This is a genomic window from Variovorax sp. 10N420, assembly GCF_056394705.1.
Genome location: NZ_JBFTIJ010000001.1, coordinates 572838 through 592777 on the forward strand (window position 1 = coordinate 572838; position 19940 = coordinate 592777).

General features: G+C 64.7%; 18 protein-coding genes. 11 read left to right on the plus strand and 7 right to left on the minus strand.

All coding sequences use genetic code 11. The annotated features are described in order from the left end of the window. Positions 1–50 precede the first annotated feature (50 nt). From AC1DEK_RS02660 to AC1DEK_RS02680, 5 genes are all read left to right on the plus strand, one after another. Positions 51–1046 carry a Bug family tripartite tricarboxylate transporter substrate binding protein gene (locus AC1DEK_RS02660; protein ID WP_478123636.1) on the plus strand — a complete coding sequence of 332 codons (996 nt, stop codon included), beginning with the start codon at positions 51–53 and terminating at the stop codon, positions 1044–1046. A 13-nt stretch (positions 1047–1059) separates the two neighbouring features. After that, on the plus strand, positions 1060–2256 hold the full coding sequence (locus AC1DEK_RS02665; protein WP_478123637.1) for a PrpF domain-containing protein: 1197 nt from the start codon (positions 1060–1062) through the stop codon (positions 2254–2256). A 74-nt stretch (positions 2257–2330) separates the two neighbouring features. Further along, the gene (locus tag AC1DEK_RS02670) at positions 2331–3278 is read left to right on the plus strand and encodes a Bug family tripartite tricarboxylate transporter substrate binding protein (protein ID WP_478123638.1); all 948 of its coding nucleotides are present in this window, start codon (positions 2331–2333) and stop codon (positions 3276–3278) included. 27 nt (positions 3279–3305) lie between these two features. Then, positions 3306–4733 (plus strand): MmgE/PrpD family protein, encoded by a 1428-nt coding sequence (locus tag AC1DEK_RS02675; RefSeq protein WP_478123639.1) that lies wholly within the window; start codon positions 3306–3308, stop codon positions 4731–4733. A 37-nt stretch (positions 4734–4770) separates the two neighbouring features. Beyond that, the gene (locus AC1DEK_RS02680) at positions 4771–5742 is read left to right on the plus strand and encodes a Bug family tripartite tricarboxylate transporter substrate binding protein (RefSeq protein WP_478123640.1); all 972 of its coding nucleotides are present in this window, start codon (positions 4771–4773) and stop codon (positions 5740–5742) included. Positions 5743–5808: 66 nt separating this feature from the next. On the opposite strand, the gene AC1DEK_RS02685 is transcribed toward AC1DEK_RS02680, so the two are convergent. From AC1DEK_RS02685 to AC1DEK_RS02695, 3 genes are all read right to left on the minus strand, one after another. Continuing rightward, on the minus strand, positions 5809–6843 hold the full coding sequence (locus AC1DEK_RS02685; protein ID WP_478123641.1) for an MBL fold metallo-hydrolase: 1035 nt from the start codon (positions 6841–6843) through the stop codon (positions 5809–5811). Between the two features lie 132 nt (positions 6844–6975). After that, positions 6976–7833: a helix-turn-helix transcriptional regulator gene (locus AC1DEK_RS02690; RefSeq protein WP_478123642.1), complete on the minus strand. Its 858-nt coding sequence runs from the start codon at positions 7831–7833 to the stop codon at positions 6976–6978. Then, positions 7830–8084: a hypothetical protein gene (locus tag AC1DEK_RS02695; protein ID WP_478123643.1), complete on the minus strand. Its 255-nt coding sequence runs from the start codon at positions 8082–8084 to the stop codon at positions 7830–7832. Before AC1DEK_RS02695 ends, AC1DEK_RS02690 begins: the two co-directional genes overlap by 4 nt. A 160-nt stretch (positions 8085–8244) precedes the next feature. Here AC1DEK_RS02695 and AC1DEK_RS02700 point away from each other — a divergent pair, with 160 nt between their 5' ends. Next, on the plus strand, positions 8245–8499 hold the full coding sequence (locus AC1DEK_RS02700; protein WP_478123644.1) for a ParD-like family protein: 255 nt from the start codon (positions 8245–8247) through the stop codon (positions 8497–8499). Beyond that, positions 8499–9290 (plus strand): type I methionyl aminopeptidase, encoded by a 792-nt coding sequence (gene map / locus AC1DEK_RS02705; RefSeq protein ID WP_478123645.1) that lies wholly within the window; start codon positions 8499–8501, stop codon positions 9288–9290. The genes AC1DEK_RS02700 and map overlap by 1 nt, the downstream gene beginning before the upstream one ends. Before the next feature lie 43 nt (positions 9291–9333). Here map and AC1DEK_RS02710 read toward each other — a convergent pair whose 3' ends face one another. Continuing rightward, the gene (locus tag AC1DEK_RS02710) at positions 9334–10998 is read right to left on the minus strand and encodes an alpha-amylase family protein (protein WP_478123646.1); all 1665 of its coding nucleotides are present in this window, start codon (positions 10996–10998) and stop codon (positions 9334–9336) included. Positions 10999–11054: 56 nt separating this feature from the next. Between AC1DEK_RS02710 and AC1DEK_RS02715 the strand changes: the two genes are divergently transcribed. Both AC1DEK_RS02715 and AC1DEK_RS02720 read left to right on the plus strand, forming a co-directional pair. Then, complete coding sequence (locus AC1DEK_RS02715) at positions 11055–12671, plus strand: alpha-amylase family glycosyl hydrolase (protein WP_478123647.1); 1617 nt, start codon at positions 11055–11057, stop codon at positions 12669–12671. Next, positions 12668–13105, plus strand: coding sequence for an NUDIX hydrolase (locus tag AC1DEK_RS02720; RefSeq protein ID WP_478123648.1), 438 nt, complete (start codon positions 12668–12670; stop codon positions 13103–13105). The genes AC1DEK_RS02715 and AC1DEK_RS02720 overlap by 4 nt, the downstream gene beginning before the upstream one ends. Before the next feature lie 32 nt (positions 13106–13137). Here the strand turns inward: AC1DEK_RS02720 and AC1DEK_RS02725 are convergent, their stop codons facing one another. After that, positions 13138–16740, minus strand: a complete 3603-nt coding sequence (locus AC1DEK_RS02725) for an indolepyruvate ferredoxin oxidoreductase family protein (protein ID WP_478123649.1) — start codon at positions 16738–16740, stop codon at positions 13138–13140. A gap of 91 nt (positions 16741–16831) precedes the next feature. On the opposite strand from AC1DEK_RS02725, the gene AC1DEK_RS02730 reads away from it, so the two are divergent. Continuing rightward, on the plus strand, positions 16832–17335 hold the full coding sequence (locus AC1DEK_RS02730; RefSeq protein WP_478123650.1) for an Lrp/AsnC family transcriptional regulator: 504 nt from the start codon (positions 16832–16834) through the stop codon (positions 17333–17335). A 20-nt stretch (positions 17336–17355) separates the two neighbouring features. Here AC1DEK_RS02730 and AC1DEK_RS02735 read toward each other — a convergent pair whose 3' ends face one another. Further along, positions 17356–18078, minus strand: coding sequence for a hypothetical protein (locus AC1DEK_RS02735; RefSeq protein WP_478123651.1), 723 nt, complete (start codon positions 18076–18078; stop codon positions 17356–17358). 297 nt (positions 18079–18375) lie between these two features. On the opposite strand from AC1DEK_RS02735, the gene AC1DEK_RS02740 reads away from it, so the two are divergent. Next, positions 18376–19518 carry a PAS domain-containing sensor histidine kinase gene (locus AC1DEK_RS02740; protein ID WP_478123652.1) on the plus strand — a complete coding sequence of 381 codons (1143 nt, stop codon included), beginning with the start codon at positions 18376–18378 and terminating at the stop codon, positions 19516–19518. A 1-nt stretch (position 19519) separates the two neighbouring features. Here AC1DEK_RS02740 and AC1DEK_RS02745 read toward each other — a convergent pair whose 3' ends face one another. Beyond that, positions 19520–19900, minus strand: coding sequence for a response regulator (locus tag AC1DEK_RS02745; protein WP_478123653.1), 381 nt, complete (start codon positions 19898–19900; stop codon positions 19520–19522). Positions 19901–19940: the final 40 nt, after the last annotated feature.

The window sequence follows — 19940 nt, forward strand, 5'->3', positions numbered from 1 at the left end:
TGAGCCAAGGCCTCGGGAACAAAGAAAACACAAGACATGGAGACACACGAATGAAAGCAGGAAGCAAGGCACGAACACATCCACCGACGTCCATCGCAATAGCGGCACTCGCCGTAGCGGCGATGCTTGCCAGCCCCTTGGCCCACGCGCAGGCCGCATGGAAGCCCGAGCATGCGGTTTCACTCGTGGTGCCCTATACGCCTGGCGGCGGCACCGACGCCACTGCGCGGGCCGTGGCGCGCCGCCTGGGCGAACTGTGGGGTCAGCCGGTGGTGGTGGAGAACATGGCCGGCGCCGACGGCCTGATCGGCACGCGCAGGGTGATGGAGGCCAGGCCGGACGGCTACACGCTTCTGCTGCAGGTGCCTTCCATCGTGGTCACCAAGCATGTGCCCGGCCTGAAGGGCGTGGATCCGCTCGCGCGCCTGACACCGGTCACGGCTGTTTCGATCTCGCCCGCTGCCATCGTGGCCAGCGCCAAGCTGCCGGCGAAGACGCTCGGCGAATTCATCAGCTACTGCAAGACCGCGAGCACGCCCTGCTCGCTGGCCAGCGGCGAAAACCTGGCGCGTGTGTCAGCCAAGCAGTTGGCGGCAGAGACTGGCATTCCGAATCTCATCGTCGTCAACTACAAGGGCACAGGCGCGATCGTGACGGACATGATCGCCAACAACGTGAACATGGCCTTCACGGGCATCACCGCCGCGCTGCCGCACTACAAAGCGGGCACGCTCAGGATCTTCGCCACGCAAGGCAAGAAGCGCGCAGCCGCACTGCCCGATGTGCCCACCACCGCGGAGGCCGGCTACCCCCAATTCCAGTCGGTCACCTGGTATGGCCTGTTTGCGCCCCAGGGCACGCCGGCCCATGTGACGCAAGGCATTGTCAGTGCGATGCGCGAAGCGGTGAAGGACCCCGAGGTCCAGAAGACCATTGCCGCCGCAGGCGCCGAACCGCTGGTGAACACGCCTGCCGAGTTCGCCGCGCAGATCCGCGAAGACAGCGAGCGCATGGATGCGCTTGTGAAGCTCTACCCACTCGAATGAAGGGAGGCGAACGATGACACTGGCACCCACCGCCGCCTACCAGCAGCAGGGCGACGACGAAAGCGAACAGGTCGGCATCCGCTGCGTGCTGATGCGCGGCGGCACCAGCAAGGCCCTCTTCTTCCACGAAGCCGATGTACCTCCGCCCGGTCCGGCGCGCGACCGCGTGCTCAAGCGCGCGATGGGCACGCCCGACGTGCTGCAGATCGATGGCATGGGCGGCTCGCGCCTCGTCACTTCGAAGATCGCGCTCATCAAGAAGTCCGAACGCGGCGATGCGGATGTGGACTACACCTTCGCGCAAGCCGATGTGGAGCGTGACCGCATCGGGTATGACGCCAACTGCGGCAACATCTCCTCGGCGGTCGCGCCCTTTGCCATCGACGAGGGCCTGGTCACGGCGGTCGAGCCGGTGACCACCGTGCGCATCCACAACACCAACACCGGCACTCTGCTGGTGTCGAAGGTGCAGGTGAAGAACGGGAAGGCGCGGATCAAAGGCGACTGCGCCATCGCCGGCGTTCCGGGCACCGGTGCCGAAATCCTGATGGACTACACCGACACGCTGGGCGCCAAGACCGGAAGGCTGCTCCCAACCGGCCAACCGGTGGACAAGATCGAGCTCGAAGACGGGCGTCGCATCGAGGTCTCGATCGTCGAGGCCGCCACGCCTTGCGTGTTCATTGCCGCCGGCGCCTTGGGCTTGACCGGCAGCGAGCTGCCGCCAGCCATCAGCGCCGACCGCGCCTTGATCGAGACCATCGGCGAGATCCAGTCCAAGGCAGGTGAGCGCATTGGCCTTTACAAGCACTGGAAGGAAGTGCACCTGCCCGGGCTGCCGCTGGCCGTGATGGTGGCGCCGCCGGCCGACTACATCGATACGAACCACCAAAGCGTGAAGGTCGGCGACTGCGACCTGCGTGCGCGGCTCGTATTCCTCGGCAAGTGCCACGACAGCATGGCCGGCACCGGATCGATGTGCACCGCCGCGGCCTCGCGCGTGCCCGGCACGCTGGTGAACATTGCCGTGGGCGCGCGTGCCGGCACTGACACGCTGCGCATCGGTCATCCCCTGGGCGTCATGACGGTGAAGGTGGTTGCGCGCTCCGGCGACACAGCCGCTTCCACACGCTTCGATGCACTGGGCCTGCAGCGCACCGCACGCCGCCTGATGGATGGCACCGTGTACGTGCCGCGCGACTCGGCCTGAACGCTCAGACGATTTCAAGAACGACGGAGACAGACATGCCCGCAACCTCTACGCGCCGCCGCGCCTGCGCAGCCTTGGCCGGCCTGGCGCTGGCCGCCCCCACCTTTGCCTTCGCGCAGAACGCCTTGCCCGCCAAGCCGATGCGCATCGTCGTCGGCTATCCCGCCGGCCAGACGGTCGACATCGTCGCGCGCAACTTCGCCGCGGCTCTCAGCAGAGAGATCGGCCAGCCGGTCATCGTCGACAACCGGCCGGGGGCCAACGGCAGCCTGGGCGCACAGGAAGTGAAGAAGAGCGCGCCCGACGGCACCACGATTCTCCTGGGCACCCTGGGCCAGATGACCATCAACCCCACGCTTTACAAGAAGCTGCCCTACGACACGCTGAAGGACTTCGCGCCGATCGCCCAGGTCAGCACCGGCGCGCTGCTGCTGGTGGCCTCGCCGTCCTTCGGCCCCAACAACCTGAAGGAGCTGATCGACTACGCCAAGGCACGTCCAGGCAAGGTGGACTTCGCTTCCGGCGGCAACGGCATCACGGCCCATCTGGCGATGGTGGTGCTGGAACGCCAGGCCGGCCTGCAGCTCAATCACATCCCATACAAGGGCTCGCCGGCTGCTATCAATGACGTGATCGGCGGCCAGGTACCGATCATGTTCGACGCTCTCGCTGCAACCCTGCCGCAGGTCAAGGCCGGCAGGCTCAAGCCGCTCGCCATCTCCAGTCCGAAGCGCAACCCGCAGCTGCCGGAGGTGGCCACCGTCGACGAGCAGGGTCTGAAGGGCTTCGACATCAGTTCCTGGGTCGGCTTCCTGGCGCCGGCCGGCACGCCGCCAGCCACGGTGAACGCGCTGCACGACGCCATCCAACGGGCCTCAGCCAGCCCCGAAATCCAGGAATCCATTCGCGCCACCGGCAGTGAGCTCGCCGTCACCACGCCGGCGGAATTCGGGCGCTTCCTGCAAAGCGAGATCCGCAAGTGGGGTCAGGCGGTCAACGACGCCGGCGTTCAGATCGACTGAGAAAGCGACGAGAAAGGTTCACTGCAAATGACACACCCAGCGCTGCCCACGGACCCCGGCGGTCCTACCGGCCAGCTGTGCGACTGGCTCGCCGGCTTCTCCCTCGATCAGGCGCCGGCATCGGCCCGCGAGCGTGCCAGGGCGCTGACCCTGGATGGCATCGGCTGCGCCATCGTCGGCGCGCAACTGCCCTGGTCCCGCACCGCGGTGGAGATCGTGCGGCGCTTCGAGGGCGCGGGCGAGCGCAGCATCGTCGGATGGGGCATGACCACCAGCGCGCCCGCCGCTGCGCTGCTCAACGGCACCTTCATCCAGGGCTTCGAGCTGGACGACTATCACCCGCTGGGTCCGCTGCACAGTGCGTCCATCGTGCTGCCCGCCTTGTGGGCCGCGGCCGAGGGCGAAGGCAGGAAGGTGAACGGGCGGCAGTTCATCGAAGCCGCGCTGGCAGGCTATGAGGTGGGCCCGCGCGTGGGCATGGCGCTGCATGGTGCGCAGATGCTGTCGCGCGGCTGGCACTCGGGGTCGGTGTTCGGCACGCATGCGGCGGCCGCGGCAGTGGGCAAGCTCATGGGCCTGGACCGTGCCCGCTTCGAAGATGCGCTGGGCCTGGCCGGCACGCAGTCGGCCGGCCTGATGGCGGCGCAGTACGAGGCCATGTCCAAACGCATGCACCACGGCTTCGCGGCCCGCAACGGTCTGTACGCCGCGGTACTGGCCGAGGGCGGCTACACAGGCATCAAGCGCGTGTTCGAGCGGCCCTACGGCGGCTTTCTTTCCACGTTCGGTGAAGGGCATGAGCCCGACGCTTCGCAGATCACCAGCGGCCTTGGCCAGCGCTGGGAGGTGGAGCGCATTGTCATCAAGCCCTACGCGGCCATGGGCGGCATCCATTCGCCGCTGGACGCGCTCTTCGACGTGTCGGCGCAGCGCCCGCTCAGGCCCGATGAAATCGCCAGGATCGAATGCGATGTGTCGCACGCCGTGTACCACCATGGCTGGTGGGTCCCCGAGCGGCCGCTCACGCCCATCGGCGCGCAGATGAACATCGGCTATGCCCTTGCGGTGGCGGCCATCGACGGCGCCGCGATGGTGCGGCAGTTCTCGCCCGCACGCATCGACGCTGATGACGTCTGGGCCCTGCTGCCCAGGGTCGAGGTGAGGCACGACCCAGCTTTCGATGCCGGCGGGATGCTCAAGCGCGGCCAGACCCGCGTCGCCGTGACCTTCACCGACGGGCAGCGCATCGTGGCCGAGCGTGCCAGCTCGCCCGTGATCGAGAAGCCGCAGGACACCGCCGGCGTGGCCGCCAAGTTCCGCAGCCTCACAGACGGGCTGATCGATGCGCCTCGCCAGCGCGCCATCGAGGAGATGGCGCTTGGCGTGGAAGACTTGCCCGACGTGCGCGAGTTGATGGCGCTGCTTGCGCCGGTGGTTCGCCCCGCGTTCGACTGAGCGCCCTTCATTCAAAAGCGAAATCAGGAGACGAGACATGCAAGCCTTCCAACAATGGAGCATCGCGGCCCTCGCCGGTCTGGCGCTGGGTACCCCTGCCCTGGCGCAGGGCGATTGGCCGACCAAGCCGATCCGCATCGTGGCGCCCTATGCGGCAGGCGGCGCAGGGGACGAAAGCGCACGCGCTATCGCCGATGGCCTCTCGAAAGCCCTGGGCCAGCCTGTGGTGGTGGACAACAAGCCAGGCGCCGGGGGCGTGATCGGCGCCGACATCGTCGCCAAGTCGCCCGCGGACGGCTACACACTGCTGGCAGGTGCCAACGGCACGTTGATCAACCCACTGATCCACCGCAAGCTGCCCTATGCAGCCCGTGACCTCGCGCCAGTGACCGGCGTGTCCTTCTCGCCCTCGCTGATCGTGGCCGATCCCGCCATCAACGTGAGCACTCTGGCGGAGTTGCAGGCCCGCGCCAAGGCGGATCGCAACGGCATCTTCTTCGGCACCACGGGCATCGGCAGCACGGGACACTTCTCGGGCGAAATGATCAAGGCGGCGCTCGGCGTGCCGTTCACCTTCGTCCAGTACAAGGGCAGCGGCGAAACCAGCCTGGCGCTCAGCTCGCACCAGGTGCAGCTGATTTCCGATGTGCCCAGTGTGACGCTCGCGAACCTCGGCAAGGCCGGCAAGGTGCGCATGCTGGCCGTCGCCTCGGACAAGCGAATGCCACAACTGCCAGATGTCCCGACCACGGCCGAGGCCGGCTTTCCCTCGATCCGCATGATCCATTGGCTGGGGTTGTTCGCGCCCAAGGGCACGCCGCCCGCGGTGCTCGACAAAATCAATGCCGCGGCGCAATCGTTCATCAATTCGCCCTCCGAGCGCGCCAACATGGCCGCCCGCAACTCGGAGCCCATGCTCGGCAACCGCCCTCAGTTCACCGCCTTCGTAGACGGCGAGACCGCTCGCTTGGGCAAGATGGCGAAGGACCTCGACATGGTCGCGGAATGATCGAAAGCGCCAGGTGCGACGAAGCAGCCTGCCCGCGGGTCTTCCTGCTCCTTGAATTCGCCTCCATCAAGGCGCGGATGCCGGCAGCGGCGAATACTCTGCTGGCACCCACGCATAAGCCTTGCCCTCGGGCCTCACATGGCCCAGCCCCGGGAAAGGAAGGTGCGCACCGGCCACCCACCACCCGCCCGCCGCCGAGCGCTGCAGCATGGCGCGGCGTGCCTGGATGGCCTCGGCACGATCCACGTCGACTTCATAGCTGGCCGTGGGCCGCGCGAACTGCACGACGTGGTAGTGCACCAGATCGCCCCACACGAGCAGCTTGTCCTGCGGGTTGACGCCGCCGGAGACGAGGTACGAAGTGTGACCTGGCGTATGGCCATGCGTTGCCACGGCGTCGATGCCTGCCGGCAGGCTGCCGTCTCCCGGCGTGAAGGTCTTGAGGCGACCCGTTGATGCGTAGGCATCGAGCGCGCGGCGCGCCTGACCGACGACGAAGCGCAAGTCCTTGGGCGTGCGGGACTCGGCCTCGGGGCTCTGCCAGTACTCAGCCTCAGTGCGATCCACCCACACTGTGGCGTTGGGGAAGGCCTGCTTGCCGTCGGTGGTGAGCACGCCGCACAGATGATCGGGATGGGCGTGCGTCAGCAGCACGTCGTCGACTCGTTCAGGTTGGAAGCCGGCGGCCCTGAGGTTCTCCGCCACGTGCCCCAAGCCGGCCCCGAAGCAGTCGGCCGTGCCGGCGTCGATCATCACGAGGCGGCCCTGAAGCTGCACCAGGTAGGCGTTGATGGCCGTCTGCAGGCCTGCCTTGTTCTCGGGCACGTAACGCCGGCTCAGCAGCGCGTCGACATGAGCAGGTGTGAGGCCGGCGATCTGCGCGCGCGGCAGCTGCACCACCCCATCGAAGAGAGCCGTGACGCGCAGAGAGCCGATGGCCTGGTGGTAGTAGCCCGGCACCTGCTGCAAGGCAGGTGATTTCGTTGGTTGCGGTTGTTGTGCCATTGCGTGACCGGTACCGATGACAAGCGCAGTTGCGAGCAGCGCGAGGCGGCGAAGGACGACGCCGGGACGGGAATGGATCAAGGTGATTGCAGGCATGGAGACTTCTTCTGGTTGATGAACTTGTTGCCCCTGCGGCCTTGAGTGGCCGCAGTGCCCTTTCATCTTCTTCCCATGTGCCTGCGCGAATCGCTCAATTCATTGCGCGATCCGCTCGCTGCGTCGGAGTTCTCAGCTACCGTTGCCGATCTGCGCCGGTTCGAGGCCGTAGCGCTGGGCAAAGCGCCGCGCGAAGGTGGGTGCAGACTGGTAGCCGACCCGTGCCGCCACCGTCTTCACCGGCCAGCGCGTGGTGTAGAGAAGTTGCATCGCGCAGGCCAGTCGCGCATCGGTGATCACGTCCAGCAGCGAGCGCCCCTCGAGAGCCAGCCGGCGGCGCAGCGTGGCACCGCTCAGGCCCAGCTCATCCTCGAAGTCGCGCGAGCGCCAGGCACGTTCCGGGTGCGCGGCCACCAGCGAGCGGATCTGTGCAGCCAGGGTGGGCGGTGGCGGAGCCAACATCGCTGTGTGCCCCATCTCGCACAGTTGCACGGCCATGTCGGCCAAGGCTGCACGTGCGGGCCCATAAGCGCCTGAACGCAACGAATCGCCCCAGGCGGCCAGTTGCGTGCCCATGCGCTGCGCTGGCAGCCCCACTACAGGTGGGCCGCCCTTCGCCACCGGTTGGGCCCACAGCATGCGCGCCGCGGCTATCACCTCGTCACAGATCGGCATGGTGATGGTGAGGTACAGGCCGGCTTCGTCCGGCCAGTTGAAGGCATCGAGCTGGCAGGGTCGCGTGATCACGAACATGTCCCCCGCGACGAGCGAGACCTCGCTGCCCTCGCCTCGAAGGCGCTTGCGACCACGCAGCACCACACCGAAAGTCGGCTGGTCGATGTCCGCCGATCGCACGCCGTGCTCGCGCGTCGCGCAGATGCAGGCATATTCCTTGGACAGCACTTCGTCCATGGTGAGCGCCATCAGCCGCTCCAGGATCGGCGCGGGCACAGGCGCGGGAGCCAAGGCAATGTCGTCAATGTCGTTCATGAGTCTCTCTTCCATCGTTGGCTACGCTCCTTCCAGTATTTGACTACCACCTGGGCTCGCGAGACTGTCATCAGGAGATAGAGAAGCGAGAGGCCGGCAAGGCCGGCGCCGTGCCACAAGAGCACGGCCGCACCTTGCCCGATGGCTTGACTGCCGATCATCGTATCGATCGACATGCCCAGATAGATGCCGGACGAATTCAACGCCACAACGAGTGAGGCTTGAAAGAGAGGGTCGCGGGCGACTGGCATACCAGCGATGCATTCGATGCTCGCCGGTGGTGGGGGCGGACTTCAAGCGAAACCCTCCTTTGGCACCGGCAGTAGTGTTCTTGCAGACGCGGGATCTACACGGCACAGGGTGATACGGAACATATATACTTCGCGCACATTTCGTATAAGAGAGACACTGATGGGTATCGTCAAGATTTCGGACCTGATGCATGAGAACCTGCGAGTGGCAGGAAACGCCCTGAGCAGGTCCATCAATGCACAGGCAGAGCACTGGATGCGAGTCGGCATGCTGACCGAGATGCATCCGGAGTTGGATCACCGAGAAATCTGCCAGCTCCTGATCCGCGCTGAACTTGCGGGCGGGCTGGACATCGCCGGGGCTGTCACAGCGCAACTTGGCAAGCCTCGCGCTTCCTCCACCGGAAAACGCTAGTGGCGCGCGGCCCTTCAATCAAGTCCGCCGAGGACATAGCGATGGCGCGGCGGGCCGGCGGGCTTGCCGCAGAGGTTCTCAGCATGATCGAGCCCTATGTGGTGCCCGGGGTGAGCACGGAGGCGCTCGACCGAATGTGCCACCACCATATCGTGAATGTCCAAGGTGCCATTCCGGCCAATGTGGGGTATCTCGGGTATCCGAAGACCATCCTCACGTCCGTCAACCAGGTTGTTTGTCACGGCATCCCCTCCCCCGACAAGATTCTGAAGAAGGGCGACATCGTCAACATCGATGTCGCCGTCATCAAGGATGGCTGGTTCGGCGACACCAGTCGCATGTACTTCGTCGGAGCCCCCAGTGTGCTGGCTCGGCGCTTGGTGGAGACGACCTACGAAGCCATGTTGGCAGGAATCCGGCAGGTCAAGCCCGGCGCGACTCTTGGCGATATTGGCCATGCCATCCAGTCGGTTGCTCACCGGGAACACTTCAGCGTCGTGCGCGAATACTGTGGGCACGGCATCGGGCAGGTCTACCACGAGAAACCAGACGTGCTGCACTACGGACAGCGCGGGGAAGGACTCAAGCTGGAACCGGGAATGGTTTTCACCATCGAGCCGATGCTCAATGCAGGCAAGCGCGAAACCAGGCAACTGGCCGACGGGTGGACAGTCGTGACAAAGGACAGGTCTCTGTCCGCCCAGTGGGAACACATGGTGGCTGTCACACCCGAGGGGTATGAAGTGCTTACGCGTTGGCCAAGAGGCACAGGGGCCTACGCGCCGGTTTGACGTCAACTCCGTACTGCACACGACGTGCACGCCCGGCCATCTCTCAAGCGCGACTGCGCTTCAGCAAATAGTCAAGCCCCCCCACCCGGAACCACCGATACCCATACGGCTCCAGCAAGAAGCAATGCCGCCCGTCGGCACCGGCCACGCTGTGGTCTTCCGACAGCACGTTCGTCAACTGCTCGCCGCCTTCACCCATCGCGCTGGCAACGAGTTCGAGTTCCTGAGGATCCGCCACCAAGTTGTGCACGAACACCACCGTGTTGTTGCGCCATTCATAGCGCACCACGAACACGCACGGCTGCGCTTGCGGCAGCACCTTGAAATCGCCCCAGCCGACTTCGGGAATCTCCTGGCGCATGCGCAGCGTGCGTTCCGTCCAGTTGAGCAGCGAATCCGGATCCCTGCGCTGCGCGGCGACGTTGACATGCTCGAACCCATAGGCTCCGCCGGAAATGACGGGCCGCACGGGCTTTTTGGCGACGGTGAAACCGGCGTGCGGCTCGGTTGACCATTGCATCGGTGTGCGAGTGCAGTTGCGCTCTGGCAGCGAAAGATCGTCGCCCATGCCGATTTCATCGCCGTAACGCAGCACCGGCGTCCCAGGCAAGGTCAGCAGCAAGCTGTAGGCAAGTTCGAGGCGCCGCCGGTCGCTCGCGAGCATCGGAGCAAGCCGGCGGCGGATGCCCCGGTTATAGAGTTGCATGTCCTTGTCCGGAGCGAACTCGGCGAAGACCTCGGCTCGTTGTGCTGGTGTCAGCCGGCCCAGGTCGAGCTCATCGTGGTTTCGCAGGAACACGCCCCATTGCGACGTCGAAGGCCGCGAGCGGGTGTCTTCCAGCGCCTTGGCCAATGTGCGACTGTCCCCACTTGCGAGCGCATAGAACAGATGCTGGTTCAAATGAAAGTTGAACATCATGTGAATGCGCTCGCCCGCATGGCCGAAGTAATGCATGTTCGTGCGAGGCATCACGTTGGCTTCGCCGAGGATGATGGCCTGGCCCTGGCGCCATTGCAGGAGCTCCCGAAACTCGCGCAGCATGTCGTATTGCAGCCTCGGCCTGGCGACGTCGGCCCCCTTGGTGGAGATCACGAATGGCACGGCGTCCATGCGGAATCCCGAGACGCCGAGCTGCGTCCAGAAGCCCATGATCTTCAGTATCTCGGCTTGCACCTGCGGGTGGCTGGTGTTCAGGTCCGGCTGAAAGTCGTAGAAGCGATGAAAGTACCAGCGCCTGGCCACCTTGTCGAAGCTCCAGGTGGACTTCTGCACGCCCGGAAAGACCATGCCCTCGTCCGCGTTGGCCGGCTTCTTGTCGGCCCAGACGTACCAGTCGCGATAAGGTGAGTCGGGGTCGGACCTCGCCGCCTTGAACCACGGATGTTGATCGGACGTGTGATTGACGACCAGATCGATCAGCACCCGCATGCCACGCTCCTCGGCCGCGTGCGTGAACTCGACGAAGTCGCCGAGCGTGCCGTATCGCGGATCGATGCTGTAGTAGTCCGAGACGTCGTAGCCATCATCACGGCCGGGCGAGGTCTGAAACGGCATCAGCCACAAGGTGGTGATGCCGAGCCCGTGCAGGTAATCGAGCCTTCGTGTCAGCCCTTCGAAATCACCGCAGCCGTCGCCATTGGAATCCATGAAAGTTTCCACTGCCAGGCAGTACACGACGGCGTTCTTGTACCAAAGGTCTTTGATCATGCAGGGGCGCTTTCTTGTACAAAATGTTGGACGCGCTCAACGTTGAAAGGAACGGCATGTCAGCCGACTTTTGGTGGAAGAACGGAATCGTTTATCAGATCTATCCGCGTTCGTTCCAGGACAGCAATGGCGATGGAATCGGCGACCTCGACGGAATTCGCAGCCGGCTGGACTACCTTGTCTCGCTCGGCATCGACGCCATCTGGATCTCGCCGATTTATCCGTCGCCAATGGCGGATTTCGGGTACGACATTTCCGATTTTTGTGACATCGATCCGCGCTTCGGCACGCTGGCCGGGTTCGACGCCTTGGTGCATGACGCCCATGCGCGGGGGCTCAAGGTCATCCTGGACTTCGTGCCGAACCATACGTCCGACCAGCACCCCTGGTTTGTGCAGAGCCGCAAGGGTCGCGACAGCCCTCGCCGCGACTGGTATCTATGGCACGACCCGGCGCCCGGCGGCGGCCCGCCCAACAACTGGCTCAGCAACTTCGGAGGGCCGGCATGGACCTTCGATGAGACCACGGGCCAGTACTACTGCCATTCATTCCTGAAGGAGCAACCCGATCTCAACTGGCGCAACCCGGACGTGCGCGCCGCGATGTACGACGTGCTGCGCTTCTGGCTTCGGCGCGGCGTCGATGGTTTTCGCATCGACGTGCTTTATCACCTCATCAAGGATGCGGAGTTTCGGGACAACCCGCCGAACCCGGCCTTCGTCGAAGGCCAGGATCCGGCCCACCGCTGGTTGCCCCTCTACACGACCGATCGTCCCGAGATGCAGCAGATCGTCGCCGAAATGCGCCGCGTGGTCGATGCATTCAGCGACGCCCGGTCCTCCCGCGTGCTGATCGGCGAGCTCTACCTGCCGCTCTCGCGCCTGGTTGCCTACTACGGGCTCAACGCCGAAGGGGTGCTCGAAGGCGTGCAGTTGCCTTTCAACTTCCAGTTGATCGCGGCCGAGTGGAACGCCGAGCGCATCGACAGCCTGGTGCGCGACTATGAAGCCGCGCTACCCCCTGGCGCTGCGCCAAACTGGGTGCTCGGCAATCACGACAAGCCGCGCATCGCGAGCCGCATCGGACCGCAGATGGCACGGCTTGCGGGCATGCTTCTGCTCACGCTGCGCGGCACGCCGACGCTCTACTACGGTGACGAGATCGGCATGACCGACGTGCCCATTCCCGCCGATGAAGTGCAAGACCCGTTCGAGAAGAACGAGCCCGGCAAGGGCCTGGGGCGAGACCCGCAGCGAACGCCCATGCAATGGAGTGCCGCGGCGCACGCTGGCTTCACGACGGGCGCCCCATGGCTGCGCCTCGCAGCCGACTGGCAAAAGCACAACGTGGAAACGCAGTCGCGCGACCCAGGCTCGATGCTGGCACTCTATCGGAGCCTCATCGCGCTGCGCGGTGCGCACCCGGCGCTGAACCAGGGCGACTATGAAGCGCTTGGATGCCAAGACCACGTGCTTGCCTATGCGCGCAACGCCGACGACCAGCGGCTGCTGATTCTTTTGAATTTCAGCGGCACCACGGCAACGCCGGCAGCGGCCTTGATGCCCAGCCGACCTATCGTCCTGGCTTCGACCGATCCCGCACGCGCCAAATCCATCCAAGGCCCATTGGTGCTGGGCCCCTACGAAGGTGTCGTGATCGGTGCCGAGGCATGAAGACGACGTCCTACGGCGTGCTGATCACCAACGAGCAGGGTCAACTGCTGATGGCGCACGCGACGGGCCGCAAGCACTGGGACATTCCCAAGGGTGGTGCTGAAGAAGGCGAGTCGGCGCGCGATGCCGCAGTGCGAGAAGTGCGTGAGGAGACGGGCATCGAATTGGCGCCGGATTCACTGGCGGAAGTCGGTCGGATGCGGTATCTGCCTGCCAAGGATCTCCACCTTTTTCGAGTCACCCTGCACACACGCGACTGCGAGATCGCGAGTTGCAAATGCACGAGCTTCTTTCCTCACCATGCCTCAGGCGCGATGACGCCCGAAGTCGACCGATTCAAGTGGGTGGATGTCGTGGACATACCCGCACATGCGGCCAAGTCGATGACGGCGCTGCTTCGGTCGCTACCCGGCTTCGAGGCGATGTCGCCGTAGCGCAACGCCCTTTCTTTCAACCGCCGACCGCCTCAGTGCGTCGCAACGACCGCAATGCCGCGAATCTGCCCGGCCTTCGGTTCCGCGGCCGGCCGTGGGTAGCGGCTGGGCGAAAAGCGGTGCAGCAATTCGGCTTCGCGGCCACGCGCCAACGCGAGGTTGGCGAGCTTCACATGCCCATAGCCGCGGATCGTGAGCGGCACTGCGGCGATCTGCGCAGCGAGCTTCTGGTTGTCGGGCGTCAGTTCGGCCGTCAGCTCCTGCAGCCGCGCGTCGAACTGCTCGATGAGCGAGCGCTCCAGCCGGCGCTCCGCGGTGTGGCCGAACACGTCGAAAACGGTGCCGCGCACGCGCTTGCCGTGCGCCAGCCACTTCATGGCCGGCAGCATCCAGGCGCCGAGCCGAACCTTGGCGGGCGGCTGCCCGTTCTTCGGACGCGACAGCATGGGCGGGGCCATATGAAACTCAAGCTTGATGTCTCCTTCGAACTGCTCGGCGAGCCTTTCGCGGAAGGTGCCATCGCTGTAGAGCCGCGCGACTTCGTACTCATCCTTGTAGCTCATGAGCTTGAGCAAGCTGCTGGCCGCATTGCGCGTGACCGGCAAGCTCGCATCGCCGCCGACGAGTTTCTCTTCGCGCTGCTGCACCGCGCGTACGCGAGCCTCGAAACGCTGCGCCCAGGCCGCGTTCTGGTAGGCGGAAAGATGCTTGCGTCCGCGCGCGATCAAGGCATCGAGCGAGTCGTCCTGCACAGGCGTCGCCGTTGAATCGCGCAGACCCTCGATGGCTTGCGGTGCGCCTGCAGCGAGCCGGCCGAGCGAGAAGGCCATCAGGTTCGCAGCAACCGCGACCCCATTGAGTTCAATCGCGCGCGTCAGCGCCTCGAGGCTCAGCGGGATCAACCCGCGCTGCCATGCGTAGCCAGTCGCGAGGATGTTCGACGCCAGCGTATCGCCGAGGAATTCCTCCGCCATCGTCTGCGCGTCGAAAGTTTCGACCTGATTCCTGCCAGCGACGAAGCGCATCTTCTCCAGCAGCAGTTCGACTTTCAGGTCCGCATCGGGATTGCGCAGCGACTCTGCGACGGGTATCTCGTGCATGTTCGCGAGGATGCGGGTGCGTCCATGTCGCACCGTCTGCAAAGCGTCGGGTGAAGCGCCCACCACGATGTCGCAGGCCAGGATTGCGTCGGCCTGCTGGGTGTCGATGCGCACCTGGTTCAGACGCTCGGGCGTGTCGGCCAGCCGCACGAAGCTCAGCACCGCCCCGCCCTTCTGCGCAAAACCCATGAAGTCCAGCACGCTCGCCGACTTGCCTTCCAGGTGTGCGGCCATTGCGATGATGGCGCCGACGGTCACCACGCCCGTGCCGCCAACGCCGGTAACGAGCAGGTCATAGGGCGCGTTCCACGTGCGTGGCGCCGGGAGCGGCAACGCCCCCACATGCTGAAGAAAGGCATCGCGCCCAGCGGCCAGTGCGCCGCTCTTCTTGCGCAGCGCGCCGCCGGTCACGCCGACGAAGCTGGGGCAGAAGCCCTTGGCGCACGAATAGTCCTTGTTGCAGCTCGTCTGGTCGATCTTGCGCTTGCGGCCCAGGTCGGTTTCGTGCGGCAGCACCGCCACGCAGTTGCTCTGAACGCTGCAATCGCCGCAGCCTTCGCACACTGCCTCGTTGATGAACAGGCGCTTGGGTGGATCGACCATCTCGCCCTTCTTGCGGCGCCGGCGCTTTTCGGCCGCGCAGGTCTGTTCGTAGATCAGCACCGTCACGCCGGGGACTTCGCGCAAGCGGCGCTGCACCGCATCGAGTTCGCTTCGGTCGTGGAACTCAGTGCCGGCCGGAAACTTGTTCTTGATTTGCGCGTATTTGTCGATCGCGTCGCTGACGACCACCACCTGCTTCACGCCTTCGGATTCGACTTGTCGCGCAATCGCATCGACGCTGATGATGCCGTCGACCGGCTGCCCGCCGGTCATCGCCACGGCGTCGTTGAAGAGGATTTTGTAGGTCAGCGTCGCCTTGGCCGCGACAGCCTGGCGAATCGCCAGATAGCCCGAGTGGTAGTAGGTGCCGTCGCCGAGGTTCTGGAAAACATGCGGCGTCCGCGTGAACATCGAATGCGAAACCCAGTCGACGCCCTCACCACCCATCTGGATCAGGCCGGCCGTGCTCCGGTCCATCCAGTTAGCCATGAAATGGCAGCCGATTCCGGCTCGGGCGGTCGAGCCTTCCGGCACCTTCGTGCTGGTGTTGTGCGGGCACCCGGCGCAGAAATACGGCAGTCGCTTGACGGAGTCGCCATCGTTGCTCAACAGCTCCGGCAGCGTGAAGTCGCGCACGTGCTGGAAGTGATCACCAAGACCGGCGTTGTCGGGAAAGTGCACAGACAGCCAATGGGCCACCAGTTCAATCAGGCGCGACGGCCGCAGCTCGCCAAGCGCGGATACCAGCGGGCGGCCGTCTCGATCGTGCTTGCCCACGAGTGCGGGCCGTGCACCGGCCGGCGCGTTGTAGAAGATGTCGCGCAATTGACTCTCGACCACTCCGCCCTTCTCCTCCACGATCAGGATCTCTTGCAGCCCTTCAGCAAAGGCCTTGATGCGCGTCTGCTCGACGGGAAAGCTCAGGCCGACCTTGTAGAGCCTGACGCCGACCCGGGCGAGGCTTTCTGGCGTTACTTCAAGACGGCGGAGCACTTCCATCAAGTCGTAGTGCGCCTTGCCGCAGGTCACGATGCCCACCTTGGCATGCGGGCTCTCGATGACGTGGCGGTCGATGCTGTTGACGCGCGCGAACGCGGCCACGGCTTCGAGCTTGTCGGCCAGGCGCGATTCGATGCGCAACGAAGGCAGATCGGGCCAGCGGTAGTGCAATCCGTCTGCCGGCGCGCGATGGCCCGTGGCTGCACGCACAGCGTCGGCATCGGCCCACCGGGCGATGCGCGCCTCGATCAGGTCGAGATCCACCGTGCCCGCGCTTTCGACCACCTCCGACAGTGCCGCCATGCCGACCCACGCACCCGAGAAGCGCGAGAGTTCGTAGGCATACAAGCCGAATTCCAGGTACTCCGCCACGCTGGCCGGCTGCATGACGGGCATGCTCCAGGCGACGAATGCGTGGTCGCTCTGGTGCGGCATCGATGACGAGACGCAGCCGTGGTCGTCGCCCGCCACCACCAGCACACCGCCGTGTGGCGATGAGCCGTATGCGTTGCCATGCTTGAGCGCATCGCCGGCACGGTCTACGCCCGGGCCCTTGCCGTACCACATCGCGAAGACGCCTTCGACCGTGCGTTCGGGGTCCGACTCCACCCTTTGCGTGCCGAGCACCTGCGTGGCGGCAAGCTCCTCGTTGATCGCTGGCACGAAGCGGATGCCCGCATCCTTGAAACCAGGTCCGGCTTTCCAGATCGCCTGGTCGACCATGCCGAGCGGCGAGCCGCGATAGCCACTGACGAAGCCCTGCGTATTGAAGCCCCGAGCGGCATCGCGTTGGCGCTGCATCAGCATGATGCGCACCAGCGCTTGCGTTCCCGTGAGAAAGACGGCGCCGGACCCGGCCCAGAGGCTGTCGGAAAGCTGATAGGCAGGCCGCTGGATGGGCGCGACGGAAGAGGAGACTGCTGGCGAGTTCATCCGAGGATTGTTCTTCGCAATCAAGAGGAATATCCTCTTCAATGTACCCCCACCGACCCTGATTCCAAGAATTTCCTCCTCACAAAGCGCCATGAACGACGATTCCATTCCTCTAGACAACTACTCGCTCCAGATCCTGCTGGAATTGCAGCGCGATGCGCGTCAGACCGTGCAGCAAATTGCCGACAAGGTCGGCCTGTCGTCGACGCCCTGCTGGCGCCGCATCAAGGAAATGGAAGCGGCCGGCGTGATCCGCGGCTACACGGTCGTCATTGACCGCGAGAAGGTCGGGCTCAACCTCGCAGCCGTGACGGAGGTGAATCTGGACCGCCACAATGAATCGAAGGTGCGCGATTTCGAAAAGGCCGTTGAGGCGAGCCCGGAGATCGTGCGCTGCGTGTCGGCCACCGGCCCAGCCGATTACATCCTCACGGTGCTCGTCCCGGACATCAAGCACTACGACAAATTCCTGCACACGACCTTGTTCGACCAAGCCGGCGTCACCCACGTGCGATCGGCCATCGTGCTGCGCGAAGTGAAGTCGGAAGGAAGCCTGCCGGTCGATTTCGGGCCGGCGCGGCGATCACGCGGCTGAGCCGACGCCTGCGCGATGCTTCACTCGAGCAGCGACGAGGCGAGTTCCCTCAATACGGCTTGCGGCGACTCATCGATGATGTCGCCGTGGGAAACGATGATGCGCTTCAGGTCCGGAAGCGCGGCCCATTCGCTGAGCTGGGCGCTCAAAGCCTTCTTGCTCTCGATGATCATGAGCTCGACCGACTTGGGCACTTGAGCCTTGTCGCCGGCAAGCCCCATCGTCCGAAGCACCCAGCCGCTGAAGCCTGACGAATGGCGGATGTTCCCGATCAGATCGTTCAGAACCAGCGTGATGCCGCTCGCGCGCCGCACCATCAAGGCCGCTTCTTCCTCGCGCGTGCCGGGCACGGCGATCAGGCGGACGTCCGGGTCGCCGAAGTCGGGTGCGGTGGAATCGACCTCCACCACCTTTTCGGTCCTGTCGCGCGAGCCGGGTGGCGTGACCACCTTCAGGTCCGGAAAGCGGTGCTTCCAGGCTCCGGCGTCGAGGCGATGATGGTCGCTCGGCACCACCAGGAACGCGGGCCGACCGTAGCCTTCGATCGCTTCCATCTCTGCTTCGTCCAGGCAAATGGCGCTCCAGATCAGCAAGTCGCGATTGGCCAGGCGAACGATCGTCATTCGTCGCGGAAGGTCCAACAGCGGCATCGGGATCTCGCCCTCGACGACTTGGATGTCGCGATCGATTTCCCTGAGCGGCCCGTGCGGGAGGACCTCCCATTCCAGCTTCGGCTTCGGCATGCAGCTCTCCTTGCAGGTTTGTGCGCGGCGCCACCGCCTCGCACACGAGAGCAAAGCTACCGCGATCACCTTGGCGTCCGGGCCGGTCGGCACAACCTTCCCTTGAGAGCATTGGCCGACGCAAGCTACGGCGGAGCCCTGTTGGGGGCGCTTGTCAGTGAACGCCCCTCGCCTCGCCGGGCTTCTTCCTACGCGATCTCGCCCAAGCTCGGGTCGATGGTCAACACACCCGCGACACCCGCGCCACCTGCATGCCTGCCATGGACCCTCCGGTTCGATCCTTCGTTCGATGACCTCATGAACCAAAGCAATGCCACTGCCAACGCACCCGAGGACAGGGAGCCGGAACGCCCGGAGCGTCTTTTGCATCTCCTGTGGGACCAGGCACCGGACCACGCCTTCATCATGTTGGACAGGGCGAGCAAGATCATCAGTTGGCGTGGCGCATCGCAGGCGATGCTGGGCTATGCCGAAGAGGAGGTGCTGGGTCGATCCTTGGACTTCCTTTTCACAGAGCAGGACCGCGCGCGCGGCATGCCGCAGCACGAGCGCGACGTAGCAGTTTCGGCCGGCCGCTCGGAGGACAACCGCTGGCACGTGCGAAAGGATGGTGCGCAGATCTGGGTGTTCGGCTCTCTCGTGGCCCTTCAGAGCGACGGCGAGATCGCCGGCTTCGCCAAGGTGATCAGCGAAAGGACGAACAAGCGAGCGCAGATCGAGACCATGCAAAACCGGCTCGACGCCGCCAAGCGCGACCTGCAGGCCCGGGACGTGTTCTTTGCAAGGCTGAGTCACGAAGTCCGCAACGCACTCGCGCCCATCCTCAATGTCGCAAGCTTGCTGGAGCATTCGGGCAAGGACGAACATGCCCGGCTTCCCCTTGCCGTCATCAGGAGGCAGGTCGCCCAGATGGAACGGATGATGCGCGACCTGACCGACGTCGCCAAGCTCGGCGCCGGCAAGCTTCAACTCATCAAGGAGCAGTTCGATCTCGGCGCAGACCTGATCGAAATTACCGAAAGCATCCGCAGCCAGGCCAAGGCGAAACGGCAGGAACTGGACGTCATGGTTCCTTCAACCCCCGTCATGATCTGGGCGGACCGGCAGCGGGTGCATCAGATCATCTTCAATCTTCTCCACAACGCCATCAAGTACACGCCAGAGGGAGGACAGGTCTGGGCGCACTGCACCGTCGAAGTCGACTATGCGGTCGTCAAGATCGAGGACACGGGTGTGGGCATCGCCCCGGAGCTGCTGCCGGTCATCTTCGACCTCTTCACGCAAGAGAACCCGAATCAATCGGAGGGCGGCTTTGGGGTGGGCCTGTCGCTGGTCAAGGACCTCGTCGATGCGCACCACGGCTTCATCGAGGTGCAGTGCGACGGCAAGGGCAAAGGCGCCGCATTTGCCGTGCGCCTTCCGCTCCGCGAGGACGAATAGGTCATTGCGATTGTTCCGCCAGTTCCAGGCAATAGTCGAAGAACTCTTCCAGTTCGTTCGCCTTGTCGAAGACTGCGTCGGCACCCGCTTGTTCACAAGCCGAGCGCCGGGCGGGTGTTGCGGAGTTGGTCAGCACAACCACATGCTGACCGCGATCACGCTCCTTGCACCATTGCACGACGCCGAGGCCCGAGCCTTCCTTGAGATAGAAATCGACGATCGCCAGGTTCCAGCAGCCCTTGTGGCTCGCGAGCCAATCGATGGCCTCGCCTTGCGACTCCGCAGAGGCGAGAACATCGGATTGCCCGAGATCCCGCAGCGCGGGAATGAGGACGTCCCTGATTGCAGGGTTGTCTTCCACCAAGAAAACTGTAAGAGGCATGTCCCATCCACTGGCTGTGCCCAAGCGTAGACGGACGCGC